The 12171-nt window shown below is 45.2% G+C and carries 10 protein-coding genes; 8 read left to right on the forward strand and 2 right to left on the reverse strand.

Annotated features, from left to right (window positions below; translation table 11 throughout):
* Window positions 1–25 precede the first annotated feature (25 nt).
* Both QY318_02705 and QY318_02710 read left to right on the forward strand, forming a co-directional pair.
* Window positions 26–400, forward strand: a complete 375-nt coding sequence (locus QY318_02705; protein WKZ30735.1) for a hypothetical protein — start codon at window positions 26–28, stop codon at window positions 398–400.
* Between the two features lie 423 nt (window positions 401–823).
* Window positions 824–1165: a hypothetical protein gene (locus QY318_02710; GenBank protein ID WKZ30736.1), complete on the forward strand. Its 342-nt coding sequence runs from the start codon at window positions 824–826 to the stop codon at window positions 1163–1165.
* A 275-nt stretch (window positions 1166–1440) separates the two neighbouring features.
* Here QY318_02710 and QY318_02715 read toward each other — a convergent pair whose 3' ends face one another.
* Both QY318_02715 and QY318_02720 read right to left on the reverse strand, forming a co-directional pair.
* Window positions 1441–2457, reverse strand: coding sequence for an RsmB/NOP family class I SAM-dependent RNA methyltransferase (locus QY318_02715; GenBank protein ID WKZ30737.1), 1017 nt, complete (start codon window positions 2455–2457; stop codon window positions 1441–1443).
* A gap of 53 nt (window positions 2458–2510) precedes the next feature.
* On the reverse strand, window positions 2511–3254 hold the full coding sequence (locus QY318_02720; protein WKZ30738.1) for an RsmE family RNA methyltransferase: 744 nt from the start codon (window positions 3252–3254) through the stop codon (window positions 2511–2513).
* A 182-nt stretch (window positions 3255–3436) separates the two neighbouring features.
* Between QY318_02720 and QY318_02725 the strand changes: the two genes are divergently transcribed.
* The 6 genes from QY318_02725 to QY318_02750 all read left to right on the forward strand — a co-directional run bounded on the left by QY318_02725 (window position 3437) and on the right by QY318_02750 (window position 12130).
* Entirely contained in the window at window positions 3437–5590 is a 2154-nt protein-coding gene (locus tag QY318_02725; GenBank protein WKZ30739.1) for a DUF4173 domain-containing protein, read from the forward strand.
* A gap of 89 nt (window positions 5591–5679) precedes the next feature.
* A complete protein-coding gene (locus tag QY318_02730) occupies window positions 5680–6969 on the forward strand; it encodes a fibronectin type III domain-containing protein (GenBank protein WKZ30740.1) in 1290 nt (429 codons plus the stop codon).
* A 152-nt stretch (window positions 6970–7121) separates the two neighbouring features.
* A complete protein-coding gene (locus QY318_02735) occupies window positions 7122–8297 on the forward strand; it encodes a hypothetical protein (protein ID WKZ30741.1) in 1176 nt (391 codons plus the stop codon).
* A 162-nt stretch (window positions 8298–8459) separates the two neighbouring features.
* Window positions 8460–8708 carry a hypothetical protein gene (locus tag QY318_02740; protein WKZ30742.1) on the forward strand — a complete coding sequence of 83 codons (249 nt, stop codon included), beginning with the start codon at window positions 8460–8462 and terminating at the stop codon, window positions 8706–8708.
* Complete coding sequence (locus QY318_02745; GenBank protein ID WKZ30743.1) at window positions 8680–11751, forward strand: fibronectin type III domain-containing protein; 3072 nt, start codon at window positions 8680–8682, stop codon at window positions 11749–11751. Before QY318_02740 ends, QY318_02745 begins: the two co-directional genes overlap by 29 nt.
* 43 nt (window positions 11752–11794) lie before the next feature.
* Window positions 11795–12130: a DUF948 domain-containing protein gene (locus tag QY318_02750; protein WKZ30744.1), complete on the forward strand. Its 336-nt coding sequence runs from the start codon at window positions 11795–11797 to the stop codon at window positions 12128–12130.
* Window positions 12131–12171 lie beyond the last annotated feature (41 nt).

Below are 12171 nucleotides of genomic sequence, written 5' to 3' on the forward strand. Positions count from 1 at the left end.
GTACGCCGGTGTTGTTTTTTGTGATGTGGCACCCTGTGAGCGAGAGCATGGGATTGAAGTGTATGTTGACGTCGCTCGGGTTGGTTATCCGCTAAGGGAGCAGCTAGTCGATAGCATACTTACTGCCAAAGCATCACCTGGTGATCTGATTGTCGATCCTTTGCACTACCAAACATTATTACCAATGTCAGAATTATCGTGGTATGAGAAAGTGTGGAGTGGTAAAGGCTGGATTTTTCGAAGCGAACTTTGGGCATTTGGGTCCCCTTATGCTCTGTTTACAGTACGGTTTAAGGATGGAGTAAAGCTAGAACTGTTTCAGTCAGCATATCCTGGGCTTTGCCATCAGATTCACTTGGGGTATCTTCGGTCGAATGGGTATAAAGGGGTGTATATGTAGAGTAGAGGATTCTTTAGCGCTTTATTAATTTGCTACAGTCTATAAGGCTTGAGAAGTAGATATTTAACTGTTAGAATTGCACAACCTACCCCCAGTACTGGTGACTGGGGGTTCTTTTTTATATCTGAATAGTCAAACCTTTAGATCTTACAGAGATACGGACTGTCCCTTTTTATACCATTAGTTGTGAAGCATACCCTTTTCCATTCTCATAAAAGCTATGTGGTAGATATAACGACAGACCTCGACGGGATAGTTGAGGCGGAATAGACTAAGAATATTATAGTTAGCTTCCGGTCAGGCTTCTGCCTAAACAGGTGGGGTGCAGTCTTATTTTAACTCTCCTGTATTGGTTTACACCCTATAGTATTGACATCCGTTAAATTTGTTGCTAAATTTATGTTGTCTAGATACAATAAATAGATGATGGACATACCGGAAATAATAGATACAATTAAATATGGTGTCCTCAAAATGGAGTTACCCCCACTAAATATCCCTAACAGTATTAGGCTCGAGTTCAAAACGGATCGTACAACTGGGCTGACATGGGCGACATCACCCGATCTGCCAGCTTTCGTAGTAACTGGATACTCCAATGAAGAGATTTTAAAGGAGACATATGAGACTCTTTTAGTGTACTTTGATGTACCTACATATTTCGCTAAAAGAATGAATGATTACGGGGAAATAACTCTCCAGAATGGCGAAAAAGTCAGAATCACGGATGTAAAAATTCCCGAAAATTTAAACTATGCCAAATGATATCAAGCTCCCAAATAGCACTAAGGAGTGTATTAGACTACTTGAATCATTAGATTTTACTAGAAAGAGGAATGTCGGGAAAGGAAAACATCAGTACAAGTATGTTCATCCAGTACGTCGGTGTAATTGTGACAATGAAAGGCCTTTCATTATAATCCCAACCCATTTTTACAAACAGTTGGGGAAGGATATCTGCAAGAAACTTATATGTTACGGGTATTCATGGGAGGAGATACGGGGTGCCTGCCGTTCTAATTAGCTATTTATAAGTAGGGCTATACGACCTTCTTTATTTTCACTATAAAGAATGCCTGCATCCTTGATCCAGGAATAACCCTGATTGCCTTCCTAAGCTCTCGGTCATAGAAATTGCCGCTCCATTTCGTAATTCCTGAAGTCACAAACGATCGATAATCATCAAATTTTGCATCACCTGTGATAGGGATCTCAAGAATCTCTACATCCTTGCGCAACCTTAGAAGCCTAGTGACAACACCCTCATTTTCATCTGGCTCCAATGTGCATGTTGAGTACACCATCTCGCCACCAGGCTTGAGTGCATCAAATGCTGATAATATCAATCGTTCCTGTACTTTGACCATTGCCTTGATCTTCTTTATATTCCAGAATCGCAACGGCTTCTCACCTTTCAGGTAGATCATCCCTTCGCCGCTACATGGGGCGTCGAGCAAAATCTTGCTGAATTTATTCTGGTGGGTGTGGCCAAGCTTGGCTGCATCACCGATGGTTACTTTTGCATTGGTGACATGGAATTCGCTAAGAACTCGCTTCAAAGAACTAAGTCGCTGAAAATTCTCGTCGTTGGCAATAATTTCGCCTTTGTTGTTCATCATTGCTGCGAGCTGTGTGGTCTTGCTGCCCGGTGCTGCACACATATCGAGCACATAATCGCCCTCGCTTGGGTTGAGGATCACTCCAGGGAGCATGCTTGATAAATTCTGGATGTAGAAAAGCCCTTTGCGGTACTCCTCCATCTTTCCCAGCTCAGATTTATCTTTATTCGTGACTATAAAAGTATGCTTCGACCATGGAACTTGCTCGAGCTGTATCCCTTTGGATAGCAGCTTTTTCTCAATATCGTCTGGGTTAGCTGCGAGATTGTTCAGGCGAATAGTGGATACCGTGCGCTGGCTAAAATGGTTGCGCACATCTTTTTTCGACATTTTTAGAATGCTTGCGAGTCGTGATAAGAAGATCTCTTCTTTTGTGAAAAATCGCTCCTCTTGCTGCTTTCCTCGCTTCTGTTTGTAGTTTGACCTAGTTCTTTTCATTGCTGTTTTACTAAATTGGGTAAGCCCAATATTATTGTTGTGATTATATTATACTAGAGGGCTTTTTGCACGTACTTAATTATAGAGATTAGCATCAGTGCAGGAGTCTCGGTTCTCAGCATATTTCCCTTCAGGTTAACGAATTGAAAGCCTAGTCCTCGCAATTTCGCGATATCTGCTGCACTCCAGCCCTTTTCCGGACCAATCGCTATGGTGAAATCGGAGCTGCTGTGCTTTTCATTGACGTATTCATATATGGAAGTGGTATCCATCGGCTCTGTGCTCAAGGCGATGCGGATCTCGCTACTAGCTTGAGGTAGGCGAAGATTTTCTAGCTTTTGCAATCGCTCTAGCTGTGGTGGAGTGGTGGTACGGCTTTGTATCACCGCATCGTTAACAATTTTCGACCAGAGGCCCTCTTTCTTCTGATACTTCTCGAATTTCAGCAGGCAAAGCTCGGAGTGAATCGGTAAAATTTGTGTCGCCCCAAGCTCCACGGCTTTCTCTAGGAAGAAATTGAACTTGCTCTCATTTGAAGCTGCTTGCATGACAGTAATTTTGTGACTCGATCGCGGCATTTGCGAAATTTCTTTGCTAAGCTGCTTCATCACCTCTATCTCAACAGTGGCCTTGTCAATGAAAACAACAGTCGCGAGAAAACTTCCTGAGGGTGAGTCGACTTCTACTGTGTCTTCGAGTGCGACATCTTCCTGATTAATCAATATATCGCTGTCTCTATCTGATAGATTCGCAATATCCCCAGTCGAGATTTTGTGCGGTATGTAGACTTTCTTCATATTCGGTCATCCCTAAGTTGCTCTGAGATTAAGAGCTCAGACCCGATCGGGTCTGAGCGATTGAGCTATTCCTTATGACTATAGCAGAAATTAAGAAACCTTTATCATTAAGGTTACGAAAAAATAAATCTGGCGTATACTTCAACAGTAGAATATAACTTTTATTTATAAGGTTGCAGCATATGAACGGGAAGAATGAATCCACCAAGGCTAAAAATAGCCACGAGTCCCAGGATAAGCAGGAAGGTCGCGTAACTAAGGGTAGCGATAGTAAGGGCTCAAACATCTATGCAACTTACGCATTACTCTCTGGACTCTTTCTTGGACTTATCTCAGCATATCTATTCTTCTGGAAGGTCCCTGGAGTATCGGTTTCACTTTTCGCACTCGTAGCAATCGGTGTTGTGCTACTTCCTCTATTAACCCTCGGTGGCAAAGAAATTATGAAGAGAGTCGGCTGGAATGCACTTCCAGCTATGCTCGGCTTATCACTAGCCTTTGTATATCTATACCGACTTAATCCGGCAGCACTAGCACTTGGGGTGATATTTCTACCGATGGTTTACTCGATGCTTTATGTCGCAGCGTTTAACCCTGAGATGCTAAACAATCTGGGGATATTAAAGACGATGGTATTGCCGTTTGTCATGGTATTCTCCTGGTTTGTCGACATTGTTAATTTTGTTCAAAATATCAAGCTTGGTGGCATCAAATCCGAGAGGAGCAGGTCAGTCATAAGGCGTGTACTCCTGGGAACAGCTGTCGCATTGCCGTTCCTGTTGGTTTTCTTAGTAATGTTCACTGCTGCTGACCGGGTCTTTGCAAAATATGTGATGGAGTTCTTTGAGTCGATCTTTGGCGAGATATTTAAAGATTGGGAAACATTCACATCCTTTGTCGTGAAGGCTATCTTCTCGGCATTGATCGCCATCTACTTCATGGTATTTAACTTCTCGCTGTACAATGAGAATTCCGCACTTAGAAAGTATATCCGTAAGACAGAGCAACCTAGTGTGGATATCAAGCGAAACTGGGATGGTTTCACTGTCTCAATCTTTCTGACATTAATCAATGTCCTCTTCTTCCTCTTCGTCGCGGTGCAGTTCTACTATCTATTTGCCGGCGAGCAGAACATTCTTGGCTCGGATGCCAACTTTACATATGCGCAGTATGCTCGACGAGGGTTTGTGGAGCTGCTAATTGTCGCAGTAATCGTGTTCGGCATCGGCTATGTTTTGAATCTCAAGACAAATGCAGTCGGCAAGCTGCAGAGGATCTTTTTCACAACTAATTATGTTCTGCTTCTACTTTTCACATTCATCATCTCGATCTCGGCTCACATGCGCTTGGGATTAGTGGAATCAACTTATGGGATCACGGGACTTCGATTGACTGGACACTATATCTACCTGGTTATAGATATTTTGCTGTTACTGTTGGCTGTCGCGCTTCTGGTGAAGGAGCGAGCGAAATTTGCTGCAGCTGGGACGATTGCTGTCCTATTGGCGTCGATTGCAATCTACTTTATGACACCAATTGATCTAGTGGTAGCGCAGATGAACTATGAGCGGTTTAAGAATGACGGAAAGGTTGACCTATCATATTTGACAACTCTCTCTGATGAGGCTATCCCAGTGCTTGTGGCTATGTATTACGATGATGAGATGACTCCGCTTTCTAGAACATTGCTTGGTGCACACCTTGAGCAGAGGTATGACGAGATTAAAGACCAAAGAAAATTATGGCAGGAGTTCAACATTCTGGATAGATACAATAAGCAGGAGCTGAAGAAGATTGTCGAGGATGAATCGAGTCTTGTCGAGGATGCCGAAGAAGGTCTGCGAGAATTCTTGGATGATTACTCTGAAGCCTTGGAAGCCGGTAACTATAAAGAGGCTCACGAGAGATTCTGGTCTGAGAATACCAGAGCTATGCGCGATGAGGAGTTTGATGGTATTACAGTGACTAGTTATGAATACACCTCGATACCTGAATTTGAATACTGGTATCTGCTAGGTGACAATGCTCGCCAGCTTTGGTGGAGCGATGACAATTATGATTACTGGACTGGCATGTATGTGTATGCAAATATGCGCTATTCATTTGTCGACGACTATGGTTACAGGCAGTATGGCTGTCGAAGCGATTCGCTGCGCGTGAAGATCGAGAATGGCGAGTGGAAAATTATGTATGCCGATTCATTTAACCTTGGGCGTTTCGAGGATGCGGGTAATTCTAGCTACTACTCGGAGAATGATAGCCTCGAGCATTTGAAGGAGTTGCCTGCCCCGGGTGAGTACGATTATGGTTACGATGATTACGACAACTGCTACTAAAACTATGGTCTAACCAAGTCTGTCTTGCAACCACTATCGGTTTGTTGTAATTTGATAATAAGAAAACATTAAGTTCTTATTATCAAACAATGCGCAATCGCAAACTTTTCAAGGTTGTTGTGGTCTCGGCACTCGTGTTATTTGGCGGGTTTGTGGCTTTTCTCGGCTACACCTACTGGCAAACAAGCCCATCCAAATTATACGTCACCAACATCACTGACCGTTCCGCTTCCATCTCGTGGGTCAGCAATGAGGCTACAACTGGTGTAGTGATAGTAAAGGAGGGCAACTACATGCTCCCTCTTAAGCTCACGACTAATGGTAGTACCCGCGCCGGCTTCGATGATAGAGATCGTGCCCGTGCAGAGCTTGAAGCATCCGAGCAGACAGCTGAAAATCTTGCAGATGGCACAGCCGCCACAGCAGATGATGTCCAGACAGATGTAACGATCAAGAACTATGGCGAGTATTATGTGCACCACGCCACAATCACAAATCTAAAGCCCGAAACTGAGTACGACTTTATGGTAGGCAATGGCTGGTTCTTCCACAAGGAGAAGAGTGTCGTTGGTGGATCAGACAAATTTACTACTTTCGCACAGCTTGATCAGCTTGCCACTCCAAACCCATCATATGGCAAGGTGGTTCTACCTGGTGAAGGTGATGATTACGAATCGAGCACTGACTCAGTGCTTTATATGAGAGTGGATTTTGGCGGTAACAAAGTATCTCAGGTATTGTCTTCGGTAACTGCTGAGAATGGATCATGGTATATCGACCTTGGAAATGCTCGAGATGAATTCGGCAATGAGGTCGGAGAGGTGACAGAGGATTTAAATGAGAAGGTATGGGTCGAGGGTGGTCCAAATGGTATGGTTGAAGAGTTCGATAACCCTACAAGTCTGGATGCGCCGATGCAGATACTGTTCTTAGAAACTGATGAGGTTGAGGCACGAGCGCCTTTTGATTTCTTAGCAGGTGAAGTAAATGCTGAGTGCTGTGAGGCGTTTACCTGTGTTGATGCCGACGGGACTACTGTAGCTTCGTATGGTGGTGACGATGACTTTGGAGGAGGTAGTTGTGAGACAAGAAAGACAGGCATCTGTCCGAGTGGTAGTTCGCCTGTAGGTGGAGCGAAGTGTGGTGATACATCATCGACACCTGGAGCTCCTTCGCAGCCTGGTGGTAGTCCAACTGCTCCAGCAGGGGCATGTTCGAGCCCTCAGTCAGGAAATTGCCACAACAAATACAACACATCGATCCAGATAGGGTCTAATCCGTATAATGCCTGCACTTGCACATTTTTAGACAGCTCTAATCCGGCACTGTGCGGTTGCCATTATATTCCCTCCACAGACACCATCTCCTTCCAATCCTGAGCCATCTGAAGTCGTCGCTCAACCCGGTGTTAACTGTGGCTCGCCTAGCAGTTCTAATCCATGTCCAATAACTGGACCTGAAACAGTCGTACAGGAGCCTCCGGTAGTCACACCGCCACCACCGACAAATGATGATCCGATAACTATTGAAGATGCTACAGCAATACCCGTTTCACCTGTTACCGGTGGTGATGAACCGGGCAGGTACGATGGGGTTCAGTGGACTGGTAGTAATGCGAGGGCAGAATGTGAAAGCTTATGTGATGGTAACTGTGTCGATCACTATAAGCCAGAGACTGAGGTTGGACGGTATTCAACTCCACAGTTCGCCTCAACTGCATGTGGGAATAATAGCAATTGTTATCCTGGTACTTGCGCCGTTGAGTGAGGCTTCTACTGGTGAATATGCAGCAATCTGTAACTTGTATCAATACACCGAGTGTGAAGTTTCCGATGAAATGTTTCAGGCTCCATCAGTGGTGAAGAGTGCGTACGCCCAAACCAACCCCGAATCCCAAGAGTTCCTCTTCGATCCATCAGCAGGCGTCTACTATGTGGGTGAAGCAGGTGTTTACCAGATCGAATATGAGGGTCAAACATATGAAGCAATTGTCGGAGAAGGTGATCAGAATGTAATACTGTATATCGACGAAAATGCAAATGGTACATACGATGAGGGTACGGACATTCAGATCTCAGTTAACCCATCGGAGCTAAATGTCGCCCAGACCGCTGAGGCACACACATATGATTTGCAAGCTGGATTCAACTTTATCCACCTGCCATTTATCCCTGAAGATTACCCGATGGCATCTGACCTGTTGGAGTATGTCAACAACGAGTATGGCGGAATTGCTTTCTCGATTGCCAAATTTGACGACACCTGGAAAGTAGTCGGTGCAAATGGTGGCGAGTTCAATGTAAATGATTTCCAGCTCGTGCCAGGTGCTGGCTACCTGCTCAAAATAACTCAGGATACTGAGGTTACATTTACGGGGCGGGAGATCCTTTATGAAACTGAAGGCGATACTGCGCCAGTATTCTTCGCACCAGGATGGAACTTGGTCGGTATCTACGGTAGTAATGCAGCTGTTTACTCGGCTGAATCCATGATTGACAGCCTAAACGAGTATGAAACGACAGATTTTACAGCGGTCAACGTCACACGATGGCCACCAGAGAAGGCACGGTATGAAGGATTGCAAAAGGAGATGGGTGAAGATGGAGAGTACGATGTATATGGCTTCGACTTCCCATTAAATCAGTATACTTCATACTTTGTGAGAATCACTGAAGGTACTGGTAATTGGGAGCCGGCGATGGAGTAGGGCGCTAACCTATAATGCGTAGAATTGTACGGCTTATTAACCACCCGACCCACTTGCTTCGCAAGTGGTCGGGTGGTCGGGTGGCTAACCTTTATGGACTGTGATACTCTGATACTATCTACAGATTACAAATAAACTATTAACGCACTATGAGTTAGCGGCATGAATAAGAAGAAGTTATACGTAATAATTGGGATTATCGCACTTTCGCTGGGCATCGCGGCGGTCAGCTTCTGGTTTGTAAATAGCAAAGCTCCCGATGTTGTGAATGTGACCAATGTGACATCGTCATCCGCGACAATCTCGTGGGTAAGCGATGAAGCCGAACCCGGCAAGGTAATCGTCAAACGGGGTAATTACCCATTTCCATTCCAGCCGCGTAATGCAGAGCACGCAGGTATATTTCGATGATAGAGATGTAGCCGAGTGGGAGGTGAATAATGCAAGCAGTGAAAGCGCATCTGTTGAATTACCAGACCTGACCGACGACGAGATCGGACTATACTATACCCATCATGTCACTGTAGTCGGTCTTGAGCCCGATACAAAGTATGACTTTATGGTTGGCACTGGCAATTTCTTTTACAGAGCAACCGACCATGATGGTGCAAATGAATTTACCACAGCCGCAATAGCCGACGAGATTGATACACCGGACCCTGCCTACGGCAAGATAGTGGCAACCGGTGAGACCATGTCTGACCTGATCCCAGTCGTCGATGCAAATGTTTACTTCTATGTTGAGAATTCGTTTGGAGATGTTCTCACCAATAGGATCTCAGCAACATTAAATGATGAGGGCTCATGGTATCTCGACCTCAATACACTGTATGACAGTGAGGGAGAGGTATTCTTCTCAACTATCCCGGAAGAGGAGACAGAGCTCTACAAAGAGGTTGTTGAAGTTCATGTCCCAAGTGGTGATATCTACATGAAGCGAATCTCGCCTTCAGAGGACACTCCGGCTGAAGATATGCTGCTAATTGAAGATTATAAGGTTGAGAAAGCAATTGAAGGTGAACCCCCATTAAGTGGACTAGCATCATCCGCATATGCATGGGATCTTACCTGTCCAAATGGTAAAAAATTGCATGCTGATGCAGCTGATGAAGCCAGCTTTATAGCCGTATATGGCGCATCTCAAGCCCAATCGAAGTGGGAGCAGGAGGCAAGCGGCTACTGTGGCGACCCGAACACCCCGAGCTGGCAAGAGGGCCAGCCTACTGTACAGCTTACCGACGAAGTCTGCGCTGTAACCTATACTGAGACAGGCGCATTTGGCTCTAACGATGGCTGTGAGTATAACTGTGTAGGTATGGGGCATAGAACCATAGGTGGTGATTGTAAGAATGAATGGGGTAATGGCTCCTACTGCCAGAAGAAAGATCCAAACTGTGGAACTGTGTGCGTAGGTGGTGAAGTATGTAAGCAGGGAGATTTCTGTATTTCTGGTGATTATCAGTGCTGCACTGCAGGATGTAATGTGAGAGGCTCCGAGGGTGGTAGCTCAGGCTCTGGAAATGGGTCTGGTACTCCTACCAATCCATCTGTGTGCCCTAACAAGAAGCCTGACAATGCAACTGAGAGGTGTGGTGAAGATAATGTCTGTAATACTGGTGAGTGGTGTGGAGACTTGAATGGTGTTAGCTGTAAGTGCGGTGAAGGGACTGTCGAGTGTGGGATGGTGTGTACACAGTCGATCTCCGAAGGCAAGGTAGCTGTAAAAGTATGTTGCCTGTATCATGGTGTGCCATCGCTATTGACGAACTATACAGGGGAATGTCCAATAGGCTGGCAAGAGGGAACTCAGAACCAATGCAAGACAACGGCGGGTACGTTGCCAACAGAGCCTGTGTGTTGTAAACCTCCAAGTGGCGAGGATATATGGATGTATACTCCATCGGGACAGTGTGAAGCGCCACTGGTTTCATCAACTTGTCCAGCCAAGCCTAAGCCTGTACCTCTGCCAATCAATCAATCAACTCCTGCTCCAGTCGTGACAAGCGGCAGTGAGTATACAAACACATGCACTGTCGAGCCTAATCAGAGATGTGGTGATTGTAAAGGGCAGGTAGGTGAGGCAAATGGCATAACTTATATGTGTACAGATATTGGAGCCGGTAGCTTCTTATATTGGTGGAAAGCTGTTGTGCCTGCTGGTGAGAGATGTCCTGATGGAAATGAGTGTATATGTGTAACTAGAGGCGGTGATGGTTCGATCGAACATTACTCTGGTGACCACAATTGCAATTCTTTAGCGCAGCCTGCTGGATCGCTTACTCCGATAGGTAACAACCAGCAGTGTCCCGCGGACAGCAACGGATGCTTCTGTGATACTCAAAATGGATACATATATCCTGGCTCATGGTGTGGATATGCCGTCTCATGTGACGCCAATAACGTCGGAAGCGTGTGTAATAACGATGGCACAACATGTGAATTCACTGAAGGACAAACGGCTACATATACTACGTTAGGTGGAGATACCAAGACTATGCCGTGGGATGAATGTCAAAATACCCCTGAGTGTATCAACGGCTATCCACAAGTTCGTTCAGGTGAATATACATGCACTGGTCCGACAGCTTCATCTTTGGACAACGGGTCTGACCTCATCTCAGAAGCTAGCACAGCTGTGCTTGGTGCGGGAACGGGTAGGTCGGTCAAAGTGTCTCCTCAAAACAACGCTGTAGCTATAGATGATAGTGGAATATATTGTACCGCTGTCGATGCTCAGGAGTACTGCTTCGAATTAACCGATGCAGCAGAAAATATCCTTTACGCTGATCTAAACGGTAATAATACCTACGAAGAAGGTACTGATTTACTGGTCTCTCAGGATGGTAGAGAGCTTGAGCTCCAACAGCAAAATACCACCTTCGACTACCAGATGGTGAAAGGATTCAATTTCGTCTCGTTCCCATTTGTTAACGCAAGCTATATGGCTACAGCTTCTGATCTACTGACCTATCTGAATTCCGAATATAGCAATGGTTTCTACTCCATCGCGAAATTTGAAGCCGGTCGTTGGAGAATTGTTGGGAATAGAGAAGGCGACAACTATGGCTCAGAGGACTTCCCATTGGTTCCAGGAGAGGGATACCTGTTTAAAGCCAATCTTGACATCTTAATTTCATTAAGTGGTCAGCGAATTACAGAGCCAGTCCCAGTGTATATAGCAACAGGCTGGAACCTAATCGGTGTTAATAGCGGTAGCGATGAATCCAAATACACAGCTGAAAGCCTAATTGACGACGTTAACTCAACCGAGGGACTCACCGCAGTGAACCTATCGCGCTGGTCAACCAGCAAAGCCCGCTACGAAGGCCTACAGAAAGAAGATGTTGATGGCACTGCACAGGTTTATGGTTTCGACTTCCCGGTCGACAACCGTAGCTCATACTTCTTGAGAATCGTTGAAGGTGAGGGACTTTGGACACCCGACGCACAATAGATTAAAATCAAGGTAGAAATAAATTATTTACATGATTAGTTAAATGTTAAATCAGATTCCCGCAGAATTTTGGATGGTTATTATCTCAGTCCTGACACTGTTCCTGGTATTTATCATGTACCAAATTGCCAACCTGTTGAAGGAAAGCACCAAGACTATGGCCGAGACAACCAAAGTTGTTACAGAGCTCCAGGATACAGTGAAGAAAGCCAATCTAGTGCTAGAGGATGCAGCAGAAGTTGTCTCAATGACAAAAACCACTGTCGAAGAGGTACAGGATAACGTGGTGACTCCAGTCATTAAGATAGCTTCGATCATCGGTATGGTCTCAGATATTGTAGATAGCTTCACTGGCGGGTTCAAGGGCACCAAGGAGTAGCCATATCTTGCGCTGTGAGTATCCTACACGAGTAGACAATT

Source organism: Candidatus Dojkabacteria bacterium (assembly GCA_030583845.1).
In the GTDB taxonomy this organism is placed as follows: Bacteria; Patescibacteriota; Dojkabacteria; order SC72; family JAHDCA01.